The organism is Labrys sp. 22185, assembly GCF_052045555.1.
In the GTDB taxonomy this organism is placed as follows: Bacteria; Pseudomonadota; Alphaproteobacteria; order Rhizobiales; family Labraceae; genus Labrys; species Labrys neptuniae.
This window is the reverse complement of sequence record NZ_JBQEPH010000008.1, coordinates 205,814-228,300: the sequence shown is the minus strand read 5'-3', so window position 1 is coordinate 228,300 and position 22,487 is coordinate 205,814. Positions and strand designations below refer to the sequence as shown.

18 protein-coding genes and 1 riboswitch are annotated in these 22,487 nt (G+C 63.7%); of the genes, 10 read left to right on the top strand and 8 right to left on the bottom strand.

What is annotated here, in order from left to right; translation table 11 throughout:
* Positions 1-69: 69 nt before the first annotated feature.
* Positions 70-2,439 carry a 5-methyltetrahydropteroyltriglutamate--homocysteine S-methyltransferase gene (gene metE / locus ACTJKX_RS17960; protein WP_440726049.1) on the bottom strand — a complete coding sequence of 790 codons (2,370 nt, stop codon included), beginning with the start codon at positions 2,437-2,439 and terminating at the stop codon, positions 70-72.
* Between the two features lie 265 nt (positions 2,440-2,704).
* Positions 2,705-2,902: riboswitch (cobalamin riboswitch) on the bottom strand.
* A 311-nt stretch (positions 2,903-3,213) separates the two neighbouring features.
* On the opposite strand from metE, the gene ACTJKX_RS17955 reads away from it, so the two are divergent.
* Entirely contained in the window at positions 3,214-4,854 is a 1,641-nt protein-coding gene (locus ACTJKX_RS17955; RefSeq protein ID WP_311938682.1) for a fumarate hydratase, read from the top strand.
* A gap of 365 nt (positions 4,855-5,219) precedes the next feature.
* Complete coding sequence (locus ACTJKX_RS17950) at positions 5,220-6,395, top strand: porin (protein WP_394309605.1); 1,176 nt, start codon at positions 5,220-5,222, stop codon at positions 6,393-6,395.
* A 72-nt stretch (positions 6,396-6,467) separates the two neighbouring features.
* On the opposite strand, the gene ACTJKX_RS17945 is transcribed toward ACTJKX_RS17950, so the two are convergent.
* On the bottom strand, positions 6,468-7,385 hold the full coding sequence (locus tag ACTJKX_RS17945; protein ID WP_440726048.1) for an NAD(P)-dependent oxidoreductase: 918 nt from the start codon (positions 7,383-7,385) through the stop codon (positions 6,468-6,470).
* 315 nt (positions 7,386-7,700) lie between these two features.
* Between ACTJKX_RS17945 and recA the strand changes: the two genes are divergently transcribed.
* The 4 genes from recA (at position 7,701) to ACTJKX_RS17925 (ending at position 12,679) form a co-directional block, all read left to right on the top strand.
* Positions 7,701-8,774, top strand: coding sequence for a recombinase RecA (recA, locus tag ACTJKX_RS17940; RefSeq protein ID WP_311938687.1), 1,074 nt, complete (start codon positions 7,701-7,703; stop codon positions 8,772-8,774).
* Positions 8,775-8,987: 213 nt separating this feature from the next.
* On the top strand, positions 8,988-11,657 hold the full coding sequence (gene alaS / locus ACTJKX_RS17935; RefSeq protein WP_440726047.1) for an alanine--tRNA ligase: 2,670 nt from the start codon (positions 8,988-8,990) through the stop codon (positions 11,655-11,657).
* Positions 11,658-11,661: 4 nt separating this feature from the next.
* Positions 11,662-11,850, top strand: coding sequence for a DUF3329 domain-containing protein (locus ACTJKX_RS17930; protein WP_209430862.1), 189 nt, complete (start codon positions 11,662-11,664; stop codon positions 11,848-11,850).
* 37 nt (positions 11,851-11,887) lie between these two features.
* A complete protein-coding gene (locus tag ACTJKX_RS17925; RefSeq protein WP_367626982.1) occupies positions 11,888-12,679 on the top strand; it encodes an arginine deiminase family protein in 792 nt (263 codons plus the stop codon).
* A gap of 144 nt (positions 12,680-12,823) precedes the next feature.
* Here the strand turns inward: ACTJKX_RS17925 and ACTJKX_RS17920 are convergent, their stop codons facing one another.
* From ACTJKX_RS17920 to ACTJKX_RS17905, 4 genes are all read right to left on the bottom strand, one after another.
* Entirely contained in the window at positions 12,824-13,552 is a 729-nt protein-coding gene (locus tag ACTJKX_RS17920) for an ABC transporter permease subunit (protein ID WP_311938698.1), read from the bottom strand.
* A gap of 2 nt (positions 13,553-13,554) precedes the next feature.
* Positions 13,555-14,235 (bottom strand): ABC transporter permease, encoded by a 681-nt coding sequence (locus ACTJKX_RS17915; RefSeq protein ID WP_311938700.1) that lies wholly within the window; start codon positions 14,233-14,235, stop codon positions 13,555-13,557.
* A gap of 121 nt (positions 14,236-14,356) precedes the next feature.
* Positions 14,357-15,133 (bottom strand): transporter substrate-binding domain-containing protein, encoded by a 777-nt coding sequence (locus tag ACTJKX_RS17910; RefSeq protein WP_440726046.1) that lies wholly within the window; start codon positions 15,131-15,133, stop codon positions 14,357-14,359.
* A gap of 135 nt (positions 15,134-15,268) precedes the next feature.
* Positions 15,269-16,069: an ABC transporter ATP-binding protein gene (locus tag ACTJKX_RS17905; RefSeq protein ID WP_440726045.1), complete on the bottom strand. Its 801-nt coding sequence runs from the start codon at positions 16,067-16,069 to the stop codon at positions 15,269-15,271.
* Positions 16,070-16,219: 150 nt separating this feature from the next.
* Here ACTJKX_RS17905 and ACTJKX_RS17900 point away from each other — a divergent pair, with 150 nt between their 5' ends.
* Together ACTJKX_RS17900 and pssA are read left to right on the top strand one after the other, a co-directional pair.
* A complete protein-coding gene (locus ACTJKX_RS17900; protein ID WP_311938707.1) occupies positions 16,220-16,918 on the top strand; it encodes a phosphatidylserine decarboxylase in 699 nt (232 codons plus the stop codon).
* 95 nt (positions 16,919-17,013) lie between these two features.
* A complete protein-coding gene (gene pssA / locus ACTJKX_RS17895) occupies positions 17,014-17,745 on the top strand; it encodes a CDP-diacylglycerol--serine O-phosphatidyltransferase (protein ID WP_311938708.1) in 732 nt (243 codons plus the stop codon).
* 67 nt (positions 17,746-17,812) lie between these two features.
* Here pssA and tyrS read toward each other — a convergent pair whose 3' ends face one another.
* Entirely contained in the window at positions 17,813-19,054 is a 1,242-nt protein-coding gene (gene tyrS / locus ACTJKX_RS17890; protein ID WP_440726044.1) for a tyrosine--tRNA ligase, read from the bottom strand.
* A 198-nt stretch (positions 19,055-19,252) separates the two neighbouring features.
* Between tyrS and ACTJKX_RS17885 the strand changes: the two genes are divergently transcribed.
* Both ACTJKX_RS17885 and mce read left to right on the top strand, forming a co-directional pair.
* Positions 19,253-20,380, top strand: a complete 1,128-nt coding sequence (locus tag ACTJKX_RS17885) for an anhydro-N-acetylmuramic acid kinase (protein WP_440726043.1) — start codon at positions 19,253-19,255, stop codon at positions 20,378-20,380.
* The gene (gene mce / locus ACTJKX_RS17880) at positions 20,377-20,781 is read left to right on the top strand and encodes a methylmalonyl-CoA epimerase (RefSeq protein ID WP_311938714.1); all 405 of its coding nucleotides are present in this window, start codon (positions 20,377-20,379) and stop codon (positions 20,779-20,781) included. Before ACTJKX_RS17885 ends, mce begins: the two co-directional genes overlap by 4 nt.
* 71 nt (positions 20,782-20,852) lie before the next feature.
* Here mce and ACTJKX_RS17875 read toward each other — a convergent pair whose 3' ends face one another.
* Complete coding sequence (locus tag ACTJKX_RS17875) at positions 20,853-22,280, bottom strand: DEAD/DEAH box helicase (RefSeq protein ID WP_394309593.1); 1,428 nt, start codon at positions 22,278-22,280, stop codon at positions 20,853-20,855.
* Positions 22,281-22,487: the final 207 nt, after the last annotated feature.

The following is a 22,487-nucleotide window of genomic DNA, read 5'->3' as shown; positions in this document are numbered from 1 at the left end:
TGTATCGCCCTTTTGTTCAATGGGGACAGAGGATGCCGGGGCACAAAATTCGTGCCCCGGCATACTTTTTCAGGCGGATGTCGCCACTCTCGCCGGAGCGATCTCTTCACGAAGTATACGGGCGGCGGCAACCATGTTGACGAGGGCGGGGCGGACCTCGTCCCAGCTTCGGGTTTTCAGGCCGCAATCGGGGTTGACCCAGAGCTGGTCGCCGGCGATCCGCTCCCGCGCCTTGGCAAGAAGGTCGCGCATTTCAGCCACGGTGGGGCAGCGGGGAGAGTGGATGTCATAGACGCCGGGCCCGATCTCGTTGGGGTAGCGATAGGCCCGGAATGCATCGAGCAGCTCCATTCTGGACCGATCAGTCTCGATCGAGATCACGTCCGCGTCCAGGCCGCCAATGGCATGGATGATGTCGTTGAATTCCGAATAGCACATATGGGTATGGATCTGCGTGGCATCGTCGACCCCCGAGGCGGCGAGACGGAAACAGGCGACGGCCCAGGCGAGATAGGCCTCCTTTTCGGCGTGCCTGAGCGGCAGGCCTTCGCGAATGGCCGGCTCGTCGATCTGGATGATGCGGATACCGGCCCGTTCCAGATCGCCGACCTCGTCGCGCAAGGCGAGGGCGATCTGCCGGCAGACCTGCTCGCGCTCGAGGTCGTCCCGCACGAAGGACCATTGCAGCATGGTGACCGGTCCGGTCAGCATGCCCTTGACCGGGCGCTTGGTCAGGGATTGTGCGAAGCGTGCCCATTCCACCGTCATGGCCCTGGGACGCGAGACATCGCCATAGATGATCGGCGGGCGCACGCAGCGCGAGCCATAGCTCTGGACCCAGCCATGCTTGGTGAAGGCGTAGCCGGCCAGTTGCTCGCCGAAATACTGCACCATGTCGTTGCGTTCGAATTCGCCATGCACCAGCACGTCGAGGCCGATCTTCTCCTGCCAGGCGATTGCCTGCCTGGTCTCCTCGCGCAGGAAGTCGTAATAATCGGCATCGCCGATCAGGCCCTTGGCATGGTCGGCGCGCGCTTTGCGCACGGCGCCGGTCTGCGGGAAGGAGCCGATGGTCGTGGTGGGGAAGGGCGGCAGACCGAGCCACTCCTGGGCCCGGCGACGCAGCGGATAGGGATGTTGCCGCTCGCCCATGGCCGGTGTGAGCTCGGCCATTCGGGCGGCGACGCCAGTATCGTGTATACGGGCGGATACGCGGCGGGCCGCAGCTGTTGCGTCCGATTGGGCGAGCTCATCAGCGACGGCCCGCCGCCCGTCGACCAGGGCTGTCGACAAGGTTTTCAGCTCGCCGATCTTCTGGACGGCGAAGGCCAGCCAGCTGCGGAGTTCGGGATCGAACGCGCTCTCGGCCTCGATATCGTAGGGAACGTGGAGCAGGGAACAGCTCGGGGCGAGGACGACGCGGTTGGGCCTGAGGGCTGCAACTGCCGGCTCGATGCGATCCAGCAAGGCGGTCAGGTCGCTCCGCCAGACATTGCGCCCGTCGATCACGCCCAGCGACAGCACCTTGTCCGCCGGTGCCCGTTCGACCGCCTGTCGCAACTGCGCGGGCGCCCTGACGAGATCGAGATGCAGGCCGGCGCTGGGCAGGCCGAGTGCCAGGTCGAGATTGTCGCCGAGGCCGCCGAAATAGGTCGCGATCATGATCTTCAGATCGGAGACGGCGCCGGTGAGAACGTCATAGGCGTGGCGCAGCGCCTTTCGCGTCCTTTCGTCGAGATCGAGTACCAGGCAGGGCTCGTCGAACTGCACCCAGTCCGCGCCCTCAGCGGCAAGCCTGCGCAGGATCTCGGCATAGACGGGCAGGAGCCCTGGCAAAAGGGCGAGAGGATCGAGGTCCGTATCCTTGCTCTTGCCGAGCAGCAGATAGGTCACCGGCCCGATCAGCACGGGATGGGTGTGGAAGCCGAGCGCTGCGGCCTCCCTGAATTCGTCGATGGGCTTGGCCGAGGCCAGTTCAAAGGCCTGGCCGCGACGGAATTCGGGGACCATGTAGTGATAGTTGGTGTCGAACCATTTGGTCATCTCGAGAGCGGGGACACCGCCGCCATGGCCGCCATGGCTGCAGCCCGCATGGTCGCGATCGTCATGGCCGCGATCGTTACGGCCCTGGCTGCCGCGCGCCATGGCGAAATAGGTCGAAAGCGGAACGGGGCCGCCTTCCCAGCCATAGTGGCGGGGAATGACGCCGGCCGTCGCACTCATGTCGAGAACCTGGTCGTAGAGCGAAAAGTCGTTGGAGGGGATATGGGTGACGCCGAGGAGGCTCTGCCGGGCCCAGTTGCTGGCGCGCAGCTGGGCTGCCGTCGAGAGTAGGGCGGTTTCGTCCTGCTTTCCGGCCCAGAAGGCCTCCAGGGCCGTCTTGAGTTCGCGGCGTGGGCCGATGCGTGGCGTGCCGAGCGTCGAAATGGGAATGGACATGCGTGTCTCCGGCCGGTGACCTCTGGCGGTCCCGGTTCGCGATGAGTGAATGGGTCGAGGCGGAGGAGCGGCGTGCGGTCAGGGCACGCCGCAACACATTCGTCGTCGGACAGCCGGATCGACGGCATCGTAACGCATGATGGCAGTTTGAAGCTTGAACATCGGCAGACCCCATGAGAACTGGGGGCAAAGGCCGTACGGGAGCGCCTGACGCGGCCAGGGACACCGGCTCTGTCATGCAACCACCGGGACACCCCGCCCGAGGACGTTTACGTTCGTCGGGGCAGGTCTCCTGGCTCACGGCTCACCGAACCTGCCTGCCTTCCCACCTGCGCGGGGCAGGCAGTGGCATGATGAGGCAAGCTCTCGCCGTCTACAGTTGCGGGGGCAGCGCCGGCATCGCACCGGCTTCCCTCTTAGCTTCCATTGCGAGAATGGAAGAACCTCGACCACGACAGCAAACGACAAGGTGTCTCGGAAGTCAAGAGAAGATATAAAGACATGTTTATGTGGGGATGTCATCCGTTCGTGAAGTGTCCCTGGATCGCGACCTGGCGGCGGCCTTCGCCGGCTTCAATCGCAACCACAAGCCGGGTGTCTATGGTAGTGCCCGCCTGAGTGCTTCGTTGGTCCAAGCACGAATGGCCGGGGGTGCCTTCAGCATGGAACGATTCCAATTGATCGTAGGCAGCGGCGCGAAAAGCGACTACATCAGGGCCAAACCGGCGGCGCCCCGGCACCGCCTTGGCCTGTTCTGATCCGGAGATCCTCTCCATGCCTGCCGATTCCGCTTCCAATTCGCGCTATCCCCATGTGCCGCTGTTTCCCCTGGGAGCGGACGAGACACCCTATCGCAAGCTGACCAGCGAGGGCGTGCGGGTCGAGAAGCTCGGCGGCAGCGAGATCCTGCAGGTCGATGGCGAGGCGCTCAGGCTCTTGGCCGAGCAGGCCTTCATGGACATCAATCACCTGCTGCGCCCCGGCCATCTCCAGCAATTGCGCAACATCCTCGAAGACCCCGAGGCGACCGACAATGACCGCTTCGTCGCCTATGACCTCCTCAAGAATGCCAATATCGCCGCCGGCGGCGTGCTGCCCATGTGCCAGGATACCGGCACGGCGATCGTGATGGCCAAGAAGGGCCGCAAGGTCTGGACTGACGGTGAGGACGAGGGCGCCATCGCCCAAGGCATCCGCGACGCCTATGAGAAGAAGAACCTGCGCTATTCGCAGCTGGCGCCGCTGTCGATGTTCGAGGAGAAGAACACCAAGACCAATCTGCCGGCGCAGATCGACATTTCCGCGGAAGGGGAGGAGGCCTACAAGTTCCTCTTCGTCGCCAAGGGCGGCGGCTCGGCCAACAAGACCTTCCTCTACCAGGCCACGCCCTCGATCCTGTCCAAGGACCGCCTGATCGCCTTCCTGAAGGAAAAGATCCTCACGCTCGGCACCGCGGCCTGCCCGCCCTATCATCTGGCCGTGGTGATCGGCGGCACCTCCGCCGAACTCACGCTGAAGGCGGTGAAGCTGGCCTCGGCGCGCTATCTCGACAGCCTGCCCACCGAGGGCTCCGAACTCGGCCATGCCTTCCGCGACCTCGAGCTCGAGAAGGAAGTGCACAAGCTCACCCAGTCGCTTGGGGTCGGCGCCCAGTTCGGCGGCAAGTATTTCTGCCACGACGTCCGCGTCATCCGCCTGCCTCGCCACGGCGCCAGCCTGCCGATCGGGCTCGGCGTTTCCTGCTCGGCCGACCGCCAGGCCATGGGCAAGATCACCCGCGACGGCGTCTTCTTGGAAGAGCTCGAGCACAATCCGGCGCGCTTCCTGCCCGAGATCGACGAGAGCAAGCTCGGCGGAGCGGTGGTGAAGATCGATCTCAACCAGCCGATGTCCAATATCCTGGAGACCCTGTCGCGCCATCCGGTGAAGACGCGTGTGTCGCTGACGGGGCCCATCATCGTGGCCCGTGACCTCGCCCATTCCAAGCTGCGCGAACGTCTGGAAGCGGGGGGAGGGCTGCCCGACTACCTCAAGAACCACCCGGTCTACTATGCCGGCCCGGCCAAGACGCCGGCCGGCTATGCTTCCGGTTCCTTCGGCCCCACCACGGCCGGGCGCATGGACAGCTATGTCGACCAGTTCCAGGCGGCGGGCGGCTCGATGGTGATGCTGGCCAAGGGCAACCGCTCCGCCCAGGTCCGCGAGGCCTGCGCCAAGCATGGCGGCTTCTATCTCGGCTCGATCGGCGGCCCGGCCGCGCGCCTCGCCCAGGACTGCATCAAGAAGGTCGAGGTGCTCGAATATCCCGAACTCGGCATGGAGGCGGTCTGGCGCATCGAGGTCGAGGACTTCCCGGCCTTCATCGTCATCGACGACAAGGGCAACGACTTCTTCAAGGAACTCAACCTCGGTTGAGTTCACTCATCCCCACTTTTTCGGCGAGGCCTCTTCCTGAAAAGGGAGGGGCCTTTTTCATGCACGTCTTGCGTGCTGTTGCGAATTCGCAACTGTCATGGACAAAGCCCTTTTGTGTCAGAACGGTGACTCACCTTAACATTGTGTAATGTCTCGCCTGGGAGGAAAGCTTCGATATCGCGGTGCACAACGACCGCGCCTCTTCGGTATGCCCAATATTGCTTTGCCGGCTTGCCGAAGAGAGAGGCCCTTTTGAAAGGGTCGACTTATGAGATCGGGGTATTTCCATGTCTATTCGTGCAATTTTACTCGGTGCCGGCGCCGGATTTCTTAGCATTGTTGCGGCTTCTGCCGCGGACTTGCCGATGAGCAAGGGCGAGGCTGTCGAATATGTGAAGGTATGTACGGCGTTTGGTCCGGGCTTCTTCTATATTCCGGGCACCGACACCTGCCTGAAGATCAGCGGCCAGATCCGGGCCGACTATTGGTTTGCGCAGGCGCCCAGCAATGCAACGGGCAAGCGCAACATCAGCCAGACGCAGTTCCGGACCAACGCCCGCATCCGCTTCGATGCGCGCACCCAGACCGACTGGGGCATGCTGCGCTCCTTCTTCGAACTCCAGGCCGAGTCGAATGCGGGGGCGGCCACGCATGACACCTTCCAGGTGCGCCAGGCCTATCTGCAGTTCGGCGGCCTGACGGCCGGTTACGCCTGGTCGCCCTATGCCTTCTACGACCCCAATTATCAGGCCGAGTTCTTCGCGCCCTATTTCGGCGAGCAGGGCCGACGCAACCTGATCAGCTATACGGCGCAGTTCGACAAGGCCTACGCCACCCTGTCGATCGAAGACGGCCGCGATCACCGTGCCAATGCCTCGGTCTACGGAAACAATGTCGTGGTCAACGGCGTCACGGTTGCCGGTGGTGTCGGCGGTGCTCAGATGCCGGATATCGTCGGCGTCATCGGCTATGACGACAACAAGAACGGGTGGGGCCGTTTCCAGGTGATGGGCGCCCTTCATCAGAATCGCAGCGCAACGGCCGGCTACAGTACGAAATATGGCTATTCGATCGGTGTTGGCGGCAACGTCAACCTACCGGTTATCGAGGGCGCCTACATCGCAGCCGAAGCGAGTTACGCGGACGGAGCGGTGAAATATCTCGGCGTCGGTGGTTCCCAGCCGAACGGCTCGTCCACCCTGGGTTTTGGAGGCACGGACGCCTACATAACCAACGGCGCGATCCATGATCTCGATAGCGCCAAGGGCTTTGCCGTGCAGGGCGAGGCCGGTCTCAACGTGACCAAGAACCTGCAAGCCATCCTGTTCGGCGGCTATCTGCACTTCGACGCACCGCGCATCGCGTCCAATATCACCGACAATTTCAACTACTATGTCGTTGGCGGTCAGGTGAACTACACCGTGGTCAAGGGCTTCATCGCCGGTGCCGAAGTCTGGTACCAGAACAAGGACCCGGAAGGGCTGAACAGCAAGACGGTTGACGCTGTCGGTGCCGGCGTGCGCTTACGCCGTACCTTCTGACCTGGTTTATACAGATGGAAACATGAACGCCGCGCTCACGAAGGAGCGCGGCGTTCCGCATCTGGTGTCCGGTCAGTTCTGGTTGGCCGGGACGAGATCGGTGCCGTTCAGGCGGCCGATATAGTCGGTGAGCATCGGCACGTAGCGCTCGGCGCCGCCGGCGGCCATCGCCACGCCGAACGAGTTCTTCACCGCATTGCCGATCGGATTGACCAGCCCGGCCGCATCCGCCATCGCCTCCAGATAGGTCAGGTCCTTGAAGGCATTGGCGATGGTGAATTTGTGGGCGTTCTCGTCACCCTCCAGCACCCAGCGCGAGAAGGTCTGGTAGAAGCCGCAATCCATGCGCCCGCCGCGAATGACGCTGTCGAAACGCTTGGGCGTGATACCGACCTTCTGCGACAAGGCGAGGGCCTCCGCATAGAGGGCGGCATAGCCCAGCGACACGAAGTTGTTGAGCAGCTTCATGCGATGGCCGTCGCCCGTGCCGCCGATATGCACGATGCGTCCGGCCCAGGTCGATATCACCGGCTTTAGGCGCTCGAACAGGGCGTCGCTGGCGCCGACCATGGTGTCGAGCGTGCCTTCCCACGCCTCCTTCGGCGTGCGGCCGAGCGGGGCATCGGCATAGTCGATGCCGGCTTCGGCGAGTTCGGCAGCGAGCGCCAGGGTCGAGTTCGGATCGGAAGTCGAGCAGTCGACGACGACGGAGCCCGGCTTCAGGCCGGCCTTGAGCCCGTCGGGACCCCGTATCAGTGCTTCGACCTGCCGCGAACCGGTGACGCACAGAAAGACGATGCTGGAAGCGGCGCCGATCTCGCGCGGGGTCTTGGCTTCCTTTGCGCCGCGCGCCACGAGATCCTCCACCGGCGCTCTGTTGCGATGCCCCATCACCGTCAGCGCATAGCCCTTCTCCACGATGTTCTTGGCCATGCCATGGCCCATATAGCCGACTCCGATGAAGCCGACGCTTTCCTGCGCATTCGTCATTGCAATCGTCCCGTTTCCTGTCCCGCATTTGCCGATCGGGTTGCCGGCGCATCCTGCCGGCGAGGAGTTTGGACGGGGAGGGGCTTGGGGCGCAAGCCTGATCGGTGCAATGGTATGATGATTTATCGCAAGCCGCCTGGTGATCAGCTTTTGTTAAATAAGAAATTTGAGAACAAAAATAGAACTTGCGTTAACGAGAACAAAATGGGTACATAGCGCCACGGGGCTTCGAATTGCGACAAGATTGCAGCCCGGTGTTGGAAATTGATTGGTCCGGATGACGAATCCGTTCGTGCTTGATAGGGAAACGGGCATATGAGTCAGACGCAGCTGCGCTTGGTCGAAGGAAGCTCCATGGACAAGACGAAGGCGCTCGACGCCGCCCTATCACAGATCGAACGCTCCTTCGGCAAGGGCTCGATCATGCGGCTCGGCAAGGGTACCAAGACGATGGAGGTGGAGGCGATCTCCACCGGTTCTCTTGGTCTCGACATCGCGCTCGGTGTCGGCGGCTTGCCCAAGGGCCGGGTCATCGAGATCTACGGGCCGGAATCCTCGGGCAAGACCACGCTGGCGCTGCATAGCGTCGCCGAGGCCCAGAAGAGGGGCGGTGTCTGCGCGTTCATCGACGCCGAACATGCGCTCGATCCGGTCTATGCCCGCAAGCTCGGCGTCAATCTCGATGAATTGCTGATCTCGCAGCCCGATACCGGCGAGCAGGCGCTCGAGATCTGCGACACGCTGGTGCGCTCGGGTGCGATCGACGTCATCGTGATCGACTCCGTCGCGGCGTTGACGCCCAAGGCCGAAATCGAAGGCGAGATGGGTGATGTGCAGCCAGGCCTGCAAGCCCGCCTGATGAGCCAGGCGCTGCGCAAGCTGACGGCCTCGATCGGGCGTTCCAACTCGATGGTCATCTTCATCAACCAGATCCGCATGAAGATCGGCGTGATGTATGGCAGCCCGGAAACCACCACGGGCGGCAACGCCCTGAAATTCTACGCCTCGGTCCGCCTCGACATCCGCCGTATCGGCGCGATCAAGGACAGGGAAGAGGTGGTCGGCAACCAGACCCGAGTGAAGGTGGTCAAGAACAAGGTGGCGCCGCCCTTCAAGCAGATCGAATTCGACATCATGTATGGCGAGGGCGTCTCGAAGGTGGGCGAGTTGATCGATCTCGGCGTCAAGGCCGGGGTGGTCGAGAAGTCCGGTGCCTGGTTCAGCTATGAGAGCCAGCGCCTCGGCCAGGGCCGCGAGAACGCCAAGCAGTTCCTCAAGGACAATCCGGATGTCGCCGACAAGATCGAGGGCCAGATTCGCCAGAATGCCGGCCTGATCGCCGAACGCATCCTCGACAATATCGATCCGGCGGACGCCGAGGACGATTGAGGCGGCTGCCGTCCCCCGCAGGTTCGGGGAGCGATCCTTGCCGCTTGGTCCTGAAAAACCCGCCTGTCAGGCCCGGCAGGCGGGTTTTTCGTGAATGAGCGCCTCGACAGGCCGAAACAGCCTCGCTACAACGCCCCACCACCATGATTGCTGGCCAGGCCGTAAGGAAGGGACCAGCCAAACAGGCACTTGGGCCAAATAGGCAAATTGGGCATGAGCGGCGTCAACGAGATCCGATCCACCTTCCTCGACTATTTCGTGCGGAACGGCCACGAAGCCGTGGCGTCCTCGCCGCTGGTGCCGCGCAACGATCCGACCCTGATGTTCACCAATGCCGGCATGGTGCAGTTCAAAAACGTCTTCACCGGCATCGAGAAGCGTCCCTATTCGCGCGCCGCGACTTCGCAGAAATGCGTACGCGCCGGCGGCAAGCATAATGATCTCGACAATGTCGGCTATACGGCCCGGCATCACACCTTCTTCGAGATGCTCGGAAACTTCTCTTTCGGCGACTATTTCAAGGATCGCGCGATCGAGCTCGCCTGGAACCTGATCACCAAGGATTTCGGCCTGCCGGCGTCCAAGCTCCTGGTGACGGTGTTCTCCGAGGATGACGAAGCCCATCGGCTGTGGAAGAAGATCGCCGGACTGCCGGATGACCGCATCATCCGCATCCCGACCTCAGACAATTTCTGGCGCATGGGCGACACCGGTCCCTGCGGTCCGTGCTCGGAAATCTTCTACGATCACGGCGACCACATCTGGGGTGGCCCGCCCGGTTCGCCGGACGAGGATGGCGACCGCTTCATCGAGATCTGGAATCTCGTCTTCATGCAGTTCGAGGAACTGGTGGGCGGCGAGCGTGTCAACCTGCCGCATCCCTCGATCGATACCGGCATGGGTCTCGAGCGCATCGCCACCGTGCTGCAGAACAAGCACAACAATTACGACATCGATCTCTTCCAGGCCCTGATCCGTGCGTCGGTCGAGGCGATCGGCGTGCCGGCCGAAGGCCCGGCTCTGGCCAGCCACCGCGTCATTGCCGACCATCTGCGTGCTTCCTCCTTCCTGGTCGCCGACGGCGTGCTGCCATCGAACGAGGGCAGGGGCTATGTGCTGCGTCGCATCATGCGGCGCGCCATGCGCCACATCTCCCTGCTCGGCGCCAAGGAACCCGTCATGTGGAAGCTGGTGCCGGCACTGGTGCGCGAGATGGGCGCCGCCTATCCCGAGCTCGTGCGGGCCGAAGCCCTGATCAGCGAGACCCTGCGCCTGGAGGAAACCAGTTTCCGGCGCACGCTGGAGCGGGGCCTTGCCTTGCTCGACGCCGAGACCTTGAAGCTCGGCGACGGCCAGGTCTTCTCGGGCGATGTCGCCTTCACCCTCTACGACACCTATGGCTTCCCGCTCGACCTCACGCAGGATGCGCTGCGCGCCCGCAACATTTCGGTCGATCTCGAGGGCTATCAGGCCGCCATGCAGCAGCAGAAGGCCAAGGCGCGCGCCGCCTGGGCCGGATCGGGCGATGCGGCCACCGAGACCGTCTGGTTCGGCCTGCGCGAGCAGGTCGGCGCCACCGAATTCCTCGGCTATGAGACGGAGAGCGCCGAAGGCGTGGCCTTGGCCCTGGTCAAGGACGGCAAGCCGGTCGATCACCTGGCGCAGGGTGACAAGGGCTTCCTGATCCTCAACCAGACGCCATTCTATGGCGAGTCCGGCGGCCAGCAGGGCGATACGGGCACGGTGCAGGCCACGGGCTTGAAGGTGGCGGTGACCGACACCCAGAAGAAGCTCGGCGATCTGTTCGTGCATGCCGTCACCGTCGAGGAGGGCACGCTCAAGGTTCAGGAGCCGCTCGAACTCGTCGTCGACCATGTCAGGCGTTCCGCGATCCGGGCCAATCACTCGGCCACGCACCTGCTGCATGAGGCGCTGCGCCTGACGCTGGGAGATCACGTCGCGCAGAAGGGCTCGCTGGTGGCGCCCGACCGTCTGCGCTTCGACTTCTCGCATCCCAAGCCGATCTCGGACGAGGAAATCAAGGAGATCGAGGACCTTGCCAATGCCATCGTGCTCGACAACAGCGAGGTCACCACGCATCTGATGAGCGTGGACGATGCGATCGCCTCCGGTGCCCGCGCGCTGTTCGGCGAGAAATACGGCGACGAGGTTCGTGTCGTCTCGATGGGCCAGCGCCAGCCCGGCTCGAACAAGGCCGATTCTTCAAACAAGGCTTGGTCGGTGGAACTGTGCGGCGGTACCCATGTGCGGCGCACCGGTGACATCGGCCTGATCCGCATCGTCTCCAACGGCGCTGTCGCGGCCGGCGTGCGCCGCATCGAGGCGATGACGGCGGAGGGGGCTCGCCAGCATTTGGTCAATGAGAGCCGCCTGCTTCAGGGCCTGGCCGACGTGCTGCGTACGCCCGTGGCGGAAGCGGGCGATCGCCTAGCCACCCTGGTCGAGGAGAACCGCAAGCTCGAACGCGAGCTAACCGAGGCGCGCAAGAAGCTCGCCATGGGCGGCGGCGGGGGCGACAGCGAGATCCGCACGGTCGGCAAGACGAGGCTGCTGGCCAAGGCCGTCACCGGCATCGAGCTGAAGGACCTCAAGGCGCTGGCGGACGAGGGCAAGAAGCAGGTGGGTTCGGGCGTCGTCGCCATCGTGGCGACCTCCGAGGACGGCCGCGCCGGCCTCGTCGTCGGCGTGACGGCGGACCTGACCGACAGCTTCAATGCCGTCGATCTCGTGCGCAAGGGTTCCGAGGCGCTCGGCGGCAAGGGCGGTGGCGGACGGCCCGACATGGCGCAGGCCGGCGGCCCCGACGGGTCCAAGGCCCAGAGTGCGCTCGATGCCATCGCCGCGGCGCTGGCCGAGGGCTGAGCCGATGGCCCAGCCCAACACGCCGAACTGGATGAGGCCGCTCTGGGTCCGGGTGCTGCTCTGCGTGTTGCCCGCGGCCTGGGCCGGGGTCGAGCTCTACAATGGCAACCAGTTCTGGGGCCTGATGTTCGCGGCCGTTGCTGCCTATGGGCTGTGGACCCAGGTCATTCAATACCGTCCGCCGGAAGAGTGATACCGGCGGACTTCAATCCCTTTCGATCGGAGCGAGCATGAGCGCCTTTCCCGTCTATGCTTTCGACAATGCCATCGTGCGCCTGCCACCGGTGAGCGTGACCCAGGGCCTGCGGGCCGAGGATCGTGGTGCGCCGACCCATGAGGGCGTCACGACCGAGCATCGTCTCTACATCGAGGCCTTGCAGGCCGCAGGGGTTGCCGTGGAAGTTCTGCCTGCCCTCGAGGCGTTTCCGGATTCGCTGTTCGTGGAGGATCCGGCCCTGGTGTTTCCCGAGGGAGCGATCCTGCTGCGGGTCGGCGCCCAGAGCCGTTTCGGCGAGACGGCGGAGATCACGCCCGTGTTGCGCGCGCGCTTCAAGAAGGTCCTGGCGTTGCAGGGGCCCGGTTTCGTCGATGGCGGCGACGTGCTGGTGACGCCCCAGGCGGTGATGATCGGCCTCTCCGACCGCACCACGCGGGAAGGGGCGGAGGAGCTGATTGCTCTGCTGGCCGAACTCGGCCGCAAGGGCGTCGTCGTCACCACGCCGCCAGGCGTCCTGCATTTCAAGTCCGACTGTTCGCTGCTCGACGACACCACCATGCTGTCGACCGCCCGTCTCGCCGCCTCCGGTGTGTTCGAGGGCATGCGGGTGCTGCTGACGCCGGAAGGCGAGGAGGCGGGTGCCAACGCGCTCAGGGTGAACGACCGGGTCTTCGTCGGCATCGATTATCCGCGTACGGCGGCCCTGCTCGAAGCCGAGGGCTATAGCGTCGTCCGGCTGCCGACTTCGCAGATCGCCAAGATCGACGCGGGCCTGTCCTGCATGTCGCTACGCTGGCACGGCTGAAATCCGGCTCCCGCGAAAAGGGTGGCTTGGAGTGTCGACCTCTGGTCGACACTCTTGGATAGGCTGCATCTGTCGGCTGGAGGTCGTCGACCTCGCACCATCAAGTGCCGGAACTGCGAGGCCGGCACTCCGTGATGCGCCGCCTCAGTGCGGCTTCACCGTCTTGGCGAAGCCGGCCTCCAGGCGCCGGTAGATGGCTTCGATCACCAGCGTGGTGATGAGGTAGCCGATCGCCACCACCAGCAAAGGCGTATAGGTGATCGCCTCGCGCGAGCGGATGATGTTGATCTGGCCCAGGAGATCCTGGACGCTGACCAGATAGGCGAGGGCGGTCGATTTCAGGCAGAGCACAGTCTCACCGGCAAAGGTCGGCATCATCGCCTGCATGGCGCGGGGCAGCCAGATGCGGCGCACCAGCGCAAAACCACGAAAGCCATAGGCCCGCGCCGCTTCCAGTTCGCCGCGCGGGACCGACAGCAGCGCGCCGCGCACGACTTCTCCGACATAGCCGCCCACGCTCAGCACCAGGGCGAAGATGACGTAATAATAGCCGTCCTTCAGGACCGGCCAGATGAAGGATTGCCGGATGCCGGGGATGGCGGGAAAGAGCGAGCCCAGGCCCTGGTAATAGACGAACATCTGCACCAGCAGGGGCGTGCCGCGGATGACCGACACGAAGCTGGAGGCGATGGCATAGATCAGCTTGTTCTTGGAAACCCGGCCGAAGCCCACCAGCACCGCCAGGGGAAAACCGAAGAGCAGCGAGAAGAACAGCAGTTTCAGCGTGGTGAAGAAACCGCTGAGGATGGCCGGCCAATATTTGCCGATCCAGCCGAAATTCTCGAAAAACCAGCTTGCCAGATCCGCGGACATGGTCACCCCAGCTTGGGAGTCCAGCGCCGGATGTGACGCTCGAACATTTTGATGAAGATGTTGGAGAATTGCGTCAGCGCGTAATAGATCGCGCCGCAGAGCAGCAGGAAGGGGAAATACATGCGCGTCGAGGCCGCCGCCTGCACGGCCGTGAAGGTAAGCTCGTTGTAGCCGACCACGAAGATCAGGGCCGAATCCTTCAGCATCGTCATCCAGAGATTGGTCAGGCCGGCAAAGGCGAAGGGAATCATCAAGGGCAGGATGACGCGCTGGAACAGGCCGAAGCCATGCATGCCATAGGCACGGGCCGCCTCGATCTGCCCCTTCGGCAAGGCAAGCACGGCACCGCGCAGAATCTCCGAGGTATAGGCACCATTGACCACGCCGAGCACGGTGATGGCCGCGAAGAAACCGCCGATTCCCAGCGTGCCATAGCCGAGCCAGGCCATCAGGGCATTGAGCCCCTGCTGGCCGGCATAATAGAGGATCAGGATCAGCAGCACCTCGGGCACGGCACGACAGATGGTGGAATAGCCATTGGCGAGCGCGACCAGCCAGCGCGGCCCGCGCAATTTGGCCCAGGCAACCAAGCCGCCGATGACGAGGCCGGTCAGATAGCCGCCGACCGAGATTTCGATGGTGATGACCAGGCCCTGGAGCAACGATACGCCCCATCCGGACATCAGGAGATTCCAGAAAGCTTCCACGCCCGACCCCGCAGGAAGAAAAGGCGCCGGCCCGAATTCTCAGGCCGGCCGGAGAAAGCCCGGTTCAGTTCAGCAGGAGTGAACCGGACTGCCTATCTCACTTCGGCGGCGTGCCGACGTCGTACTTGAAGTATTTCTTCTGGATCGTGTCGAATTCGCCATCGGCATAGACCGCCTTGATGCCGGCATCGAGCTTGGCCTTCAGATCGGTATCCTCCTTGCGCAGGCCGCCGCCGACGCCAGCTTCGAAGACCGGATCCTTGGGGAACTGCTTCATCTCGCAGCATTGGCCGTCCTTGCCGGCCAGGAAGTCGTCGAGTGCGGCGGCGTCGGCCATCACCAGGTCGAGACGGCCGGCCGCGAGGTCGGCATTGGCGGCGTCCTGGGTGCCATAGCTCTTGATGTCGGCGTCGGGGTAGGTCTTCTGGACATATTGGGCGTGGATGGTGCTGGTCTGCACGCCGATCGACTTGCCCTTCATGCCCTCCGGCGTGAAGTCGAACTTGTCGGCCTTGTTGCCGATGAACTCGGGGGGGGTGTTGTAGTAGCGGATGGTGAAGCCGATCTGGGCCGAGCGTTCCGGCGTGATCGTCATGGAAGCCCAGATCACATCGATCTTCTTGGCGATCAGGGCAGGGATGATGCCGTCCCAGGCCGTGGCGACGATCTCGCAATCGAGCTTGGCGGCCTTGCAGACGGCCTTGGCCAGATCGACCTCGAAACCGACCCACTGGCCGGAGGCATCCTTTGACGCGAAGGGCGGGTAGGGCTCGGCCGCGACGCTGACCTTGATGGTATCTGCCTGGGCCGAAGCGAAGGCCGCGCTACAAAAGAAAGCGCTCGCCATGAGGAGTTTGGCGCTGAAGTGTTTCATTTTGGTCCCCTGATAGATGGCTGTTTTTTCTAGGTTTTCTTGGATTGTTGTACCTGATGCGCGAGTCCTGGTGCCCTCCTGCCCCCCGAACTTTTCCGTCAAGCGGAAACGCTTGCCTCGCAGGCCGCCCTAGCCCTAGTGCTGGCGCGGCGTGACGAATTGACGGCAACGCTCGCTGTTGGGATTGCCGAACACCTTCTGGGGTGGGCCCTCCTCCTCGACATTGCCGTTGTAAAGATACATCACATGGTTGGCGACATCGCGGGCGAAGGCCATTTCATGGGTCACCAGCAGCATGGTGCGGCCCTCTGCTGCGAGATCGCGGATGACCTTGAGCACTTCGCCGACCAGTTCCGGGTCGAGCGCCGAGGTCGGCTCGTCGAACAGCATCACCTTGGGGCGGATGGCAAGGGCGCGAGCGATCGCCGCGCGCTGCTGCTGGCCGCCGGAGAGAAAGGCGGGATAGACGTCCTTCTTGGCGTAGAGGCCGACCTTGTGCAGCAATTGCTCGGCATGGGCGATGGCCTCTGCCTTGTTCTCGCCGAGGACATGCACCGGTGCTTCGATGACGTTTTCGAGCACGGTGCGATGCGCCCACAGATTGAAGCTCTGGAACACCATGCCCAGGCGGCTGCGGATGCGCTGGAGCTGCTTCTGATCGGCGACCGACATGGCGCCATGGCCGTCCGGCTTCAGGCGAATCTCCTCGTTTCCGATCAGGATGCGGCCGGAATTGGGAACCTCCAGCAGATTCGTGCAGCGCAGCATCGTGCTCTTGCCCGAGCCCGACGCTCCGATCAGGGCGATGACATCGCCTTCATGGGCCGTAAGGGAAACGCCTTTGAGGACTTCCAGGAGGCCGAAACTCTTGTGAATATTGTCGAGTTGAACAACGGGTGTCCGGCTCGCTCCCGCTTGTGGGGCGTCCTCTGGCATAAAGCGACCTCTTCTGACGTTCGGCTGCCCAGAACTGTATCAGCCATTTCAGTTTGCACAAGGTGCGGGCAGCCACTCTTGTCGATAACGACATGCTCTGGTCTTTATCCGCTGCATGCGATAGGCAGGGCCTAAACTGGAACCCTGCCTATGTCGCTTGCCGCCTCCATCCGCAAAGTCCTGGTGCCGATCAACCGCGAAGGCTACCCTTTCCTGGCGATCGCGGGCGTAGCCACGCTGATTGCGCTGGGATGGATCAAGGTTCTGTTCTGGCCGCTTTTGATCATCACGGCCTGGGTCGCCTATTTCTTCCGCGATCCCCAGCGGGTGACGCCGGTACGCGAGGGCCTGGTGGTCTCGCCGGCCGACGGCGTGGTCAGCCAGATCGCCAACGTGCTGCCGCCGCCCGAACTGGGGCTGGCCAGCCAGTCGCTGCTGCGCGTTTCGATCTTCATGAACGTCTTCGATTGCCACGTGAACCGCAGCCCGGTGACGGGGACGATCACCAAGATCGCCTACAAGCCGGGCAAGTTCCTCAATGCCGATCTCGACAAGGCCAGCGAGGACAACGAGCGCAACGGCTTCATCATCGATACCGGTGCCACCCGCTACGGCGTGGTGCAGATCGCCGGCCTTGTGGCGCGGCGCATCGTCTGCTGGACCAATGAGAACGAGCATGTCGCCGTCGGCCAGCGCCTGGGCATGATCCGCTTCGGTTCGCGTGTCGACGTCTATCTGCCGGAAGGGGTGCGCCCCCTGGTCGGCATCGGCCAGAAGATGGTGGCTGGAGAAACGATCCTGGCGGATGCCAATGCGGCGATGCCGAATCTGACCCATCGCGTCGGCTGACCATGGACCCGCTCTTCCCGCCTTTCCAGCCAGGAAGTCCGGATCCGGAGGGCCCGAGGCGGCGTGCCATTCCGCTGCGCGTGCTGATTCCCAACATGATCACGCTGCTCGCGCTTTGCGCGGGCATGACGGCCATTCGCCTGGCCATCGAGAACAAGCTCGACCTCGCCATCGGCTGCATCGTGGTCGCGGCGCTGCTGGACGGTGTCGACGGACGCGTGGCGCGCTATCTCAAGGGCACTTCGAAATTCGGGGCGGAACTCGATTCGCTTGCCGATTTCGTGAATTTCGGCGTGGTTCCCGGCATCGTCCTTTATTTCTGGGGATTGCACGATCTGCGATCGATCGGCTGGATCGGCTCGCTGGTCTTCGCCATTTGCATGGTGCTGCGTCTCGCCCGCTTCAACGTGACCAGCGGCGATCCCAACCGGCCGGCCTTCCAGGCGAACTTTTTTACCGGCATGCCCGCACCGGCCGGGGCCTGCACGGTGCTGTTGCCGATCTATCTCGATTTCCTCGGCCTCACCCATGAGCCGAGCCATGCCAAATATGAGCTCGCCTATGTGCTGCTCATCGCCTTCCTGATGATCTCCACCATCCCCACCTTCTCGGGCAAGAAGCTGGGCAACCGCATTCCGCGCGAATGGGTGCTGCCGATCTTCGTGGTGGCCGTGGTGGTGGTGATGCTGCTGGCGCTCTATCCCTGGGAGTCGCTGACCTCGCTTACCGTCGCTTATCTGGCGACCATTCCCTTCGGCGTCATCTATTACCGCAAGCAGGCCAAGGCCTATCAGGCCTCGCTACAGGCGCAGCGGAAGGGCGAGTAAATCCTGCTGGAGCGCGGACATCCTGTCCGCTCTTCCTTTTTAGCATGCNGATGTCCGCGCTCCGAGGTCATATCGGCCTTGCCAGCACGTGCTTCTTCTTGCCGAGCGAGAGCTTGATAACGCCGTCGGCGGTAACGTCGCCCTTGCCCAGCACGGCCTTGGGATCGCTGATCGCCGCGTCGTTGACCCTGAGGCCGCCGCTGGCGATCTGGCGGCGCGCCTCGCTGGTCGATGGAACCAGGCCCGCCTGCACGAAAGCGTTGAGGACACCGACGCCCTCGGCTAGGCCCGCCAGTTCGAAGCTCGGCAGGTCGCCGGCCAGCGTGCCTTCCTCGAAGGTCTTGCGCGCGGTCTCCTCGGCCGCGTCGGCCTTGTCGCGGCCATGGACGAGGGCGGTCGCCTCGGTGGCCAGGCGCTTCTTGGCCTCGTTGATCTCCGAGCCGCCGAGGGCGGCAAGACGGGCGATCTCGTCGAGCGGCAGGGTGGTGAACAGCTTGAGGAAGCGCTCGACATCGGCGTCCTCCGTGTTGCGCCAGTACTGCCAGTAGTCATAGGCCGAGAGCATGTCCTCGTTGAGCCAGACCGCGCCGGCGGCCGTCTTGCCCATCTTGGCGCCCGAGGCCGTGGTCAGCAGCGGGCAGGTGAGGGCGTAGAGCTGGGGCGTGCCCATGCGGCGGCCGAGATCGATGCCGTTGATGATGTTGCCCCACTGATCGGAGCCGCCCATCTGCAACGCACAGCCGTAGCGCCTGGAAAGCTCCACGAAATCATAGGCTTGCAGGATCATGTAATTGAATTCGATGAAGGAAAGTTCCTGCTCGCGGTCGAGCCTGAGTTTCACCGAATCGAAGGACATCATGCGATTGACCGAGAAGTGGCGGCCGATGTCGCGCAGCATCTCGATATAGTTGAGCTTGGTCAGCCATTCGGCGTTGTCGACCAGGATGGCCCGCTCGTCGGAATAGTCGATGAACTTGTCATAGACCTTGAGGATGCTGTTCTTGTTCTCCTCGATCTGCTCGAGCGGCAGGATGCGGCGGGTTTCGTCGCGGCCGGACGGGTCGCCGACGCGGGTCGTGCCGCCGCCCATCAGGGTGATGGGGCGGTGCCCGGTTTTCTGCAGCCAATGCAGCATCATGATCGGCACGAGATGGCCGATATGCAGCGAACTTGCCGTCAGGTCGACGCCGACATAGGCGGTCAGGCGCTCGCTGGCAGCCTTCTGGTCGAGGCCTTCCAGATCCGACACCTGGTGGATGAAGCCGCGCTCGGTAAGGGTGCGCAGGAAATCGGATTTTAACGCGGTCATGGCAAACGCTTTCAAACGGCTTATAGGTGTCTAGAGCAAAGCGCGTTTGGACGGAACGTCCGTTTGCTCTAGCTCTTTGGTTCGATGCGTCTTTGCGATTCTTGGCGTGTCCGCCAGTTCACAAAACGCTTTAAGCGCCCTCTAACAGGTTTGTCGGCGCTTTGGTACAGGGTGACCGCGAAATCGGGTGATTTGCGCATGAAGACGATGATGACGGCACTCGGGCTGATGTCCGGAACCTCGATGGACGGCATCGATGCCGCCCTGATCGAGACCGACGGCGAGGGTGCCGTCGAGATGGGACCGACGGTCGAGCTCGCCTATAGCGAGGATGAACGCAGCCTGCTGCGACAAGCCCTGGCCGATGCCGTGGCGATGAAACGCCGCAACGAGCGTCCCGGCGCCCTAGTGGCGGCCGAGCAGCTGATCACCCGTAAGCATGCCGACGTCGTCTCCGATTTCCTCAAGGCCCATGATCTCAGCCCCGATGATATCGATGTCATCGGCTTCCACGGCCAGACGGTGCTGCACCGCCCGCAAGAGCGGCTGACCGTGCAACTCGGCGACGGCCAAGCGCTCGCCGACAGCCTCGGCATCCAGACCGTCTATGACATGCGGGCCGCAGACGTCGCCGAGGGCGGGCAGGGTGCGCCGCTGGTGCCGGTCTACCATCAGGCCCTGGTGCAGGCCGCCAAGCTCGCTGGTCCCGTCGCCGTGCTCAATCTCGGCGGTGTCGGCAATGTCAGCTATGTTGCAACGGGGCGCGATCCTATTGCCTTCGACACCGGTCCTGCCAACGCGCTGATCGACGATTTGATGATGGAGCGAACCGGCATCGCCCTCGATCAGGACGGGCGGCAGGCCCTGGCCGGAAAGGTCGACGAGACCGTGCTCGGCCAGTTGATGGTGCATCCCTATTTCGGTGAAGCGCCGCCCAAGTCGCTCGACCGCAACGCCTTTTCCCGCGAGGCGGTTATGAGCCTGGCCACGCCCGATGCGGTGGCGACGCTGGCCGCCTTCACGGCCCGCAGCGCGGCGGCGGCACGGCAATGGCTGCCCGCCGAGCCGAAATTGTGGATCGTCTGCGGCGGCGGCGCCCGCAATCCGGCAATCCTCAACTTCCTGCGCGCCGAGACCGGTGTGCCCGTGCGAACGGCCGACGAGTTCGGCTGGTCGGCGTCGATGATGGAGGCACAGGCCTTTGCCTATCTCGCGGTTCGATCCCTGAAGGAATTGCCCTTGACCTTTCCCTCCAGCACCGGCGTCCGCAAGGCGCTCACCGGCGGCATTCTTGCCGTGCCGGGCCAGAAGCGGGCAAGCGCATGATCGGTCGCCTCAATCACGTCGCCATCGCGGTGCGCGACCTCGGTGCTGCGACCGCCGTCTATCGCGATACGCTCGGCGCGCATGTCTCGCAGCCCCAGGCGTTGCCCGAGCATGGCGTCACCGTCGTCTTCATCGAATTGCCCAACACCAAGATCGAACTCCTGGAACCCCTGGGCGAGGCCTCGCCGATCGCGCGGTTTCTCGAGAAGAACCCGGATGGGGGCATGCATCACATCTGCTACGAGGTCGACGACATCCTCGCCACGCGGGACCAGCTGAAACAGGCGGGCGCGCGGGTGCTGGGCGATGGCCAGCCCAAGATCGGCGCCCACGGCAAGCCGGTCCTGTTCCTGCATCCGAAGGATTTCTCGGGCACGCTGGTGGAATTGGAGCAGGTTTGAAGCGCGATTTCCTTCTCCCGCAAGGGGAGGAGGCAAGCTCGCTTCGTTCGTTTTGCTAGGGAGTTCCCGGCTTAGCCGTTGCTCTTGCGCCGGATCGGCGTGAGCAGGAAGGACGGCACGTGGTCGCCCATGCCGATCACCACCGGACCATCGTCCTCGTCGCGACGATGCGGCCTGGAGGATTGCGGACGGCGCTGCTCGGAGGTTGGCTGCGGTTCGTGGCGCGGAGCCTTGGGAGCCTCGTCGCGCTCGCGTGGGGGCTTCGCCTCGCGGACCTTGCCGTGCTGGCGCTGCTCCTCGGCCTTGCCGCCGCGCTCGCGGCGCCCACGCCGCGGCTTGGCATGGATTTCTTCCTCGTCGTCGCCCTCGATCGGCGGCGGATCGCCCGTGAACGGGATCTTGGCGCCGGTCAATGTCTCGATGGCGGAGACATGCTTGCCATCGGCCGAGGAAACGAGCGTGAAGGCCCAGCCGGAGCGGCCGGCACGGCCGGTGCGCCCAATACGATGGACATAATCGTCGGCATGGACGGGTACGTCGAAATTGAAGACATGGCTGACTTCGGGAATGTCGAGCCCGCGGGCCGCGACGTCTGAAGCCACCAGAATCGGCATTTCGCCATTGCGGAAGCTGTCGAGCGCGGCCATGCGGGCGCGCTGGTCCATGTCGCCATGTAGAGCGACGGCGCCGAAGCCGTGGCGCACCAGAGACCGGTGCAGTATGGCGACTTCCGACTTGCGGTTGCAGAAGACGATGGCGTTCTGGAGGTTCTCCGCCGAGCGGATCAGGCGGCGCAGAGTCACGCGCTTTTCGGCGGGAGTCGATTTGGTGTGCACCAGCGCCTGGGTGATCGTGGCGGCCGCGGTGGCGGGCCGGGCGACTTCCACCTGCACCGGATTGTGCAGAAACTGGTCGGTGATGCGCTTGATCTCGGCCGGCATCGTCGCGGTGAAGAACAGGGTCTGCCGGGTGAAGGGCACCAGCTTGCAGATGCGCTCAATGTCGGGAATGAAGCCCATGTCGAGCATGCGGTCGGCTTCGTCGATGACCAGAAGCTCCACGCCGGTGAGCAGCAGCTTGCCACGCTCGACGTGATCGAGCAGGCGGCCGGGCGTGGCGATCAGCACGTCGACGCCGCGGGTGATCTTGGCGTCCTGGTCTCCGAAGGAGACGCCGCCGATCAGGAGGGCGACCGACAGGCCGCTCTTGCTGCCATAGCGATCGAAATTCTCCTGGACCTGCGCTGCCAACTCGCGGGTCGGCTCCAGGATCAGCGTGCGCGGCATGCGGGCGCGGGCGCGCCCCTTCTCCAGCAGCGTCAGCATGGGCAGCGTGAAGGCCGCCGTCTTGCCCGTGCCCGTCTGGGCGATACCGAGCACATCGCGGCGCTGCAGCACGTGGGGAATGGCCTGGGCCTGGATGGGCGTGGGATTGGTGTATCCGGCCGCTTCCACAGCGGCGAGGACCTTTGAAGAGAGACCGAGTTCAGCGAAGCTCATTGCGGAAATGTCGAACCAACAGAGGCCGCCCCGATCGGACGGCGGAGGGCGGCTCGCATCGCCGCACGGACAAACAGGGCCCTATCGGTGGGGCCCGGACGGCGCGACCATAGGGTTAGGCGGGGAAATGTCAATGGTTTTGCCGGCCGAAGCCACGGTTTTCGCTCGATTTTCAGGGCTTTCCCGCTCGTTTGCTGCTTGATGAGC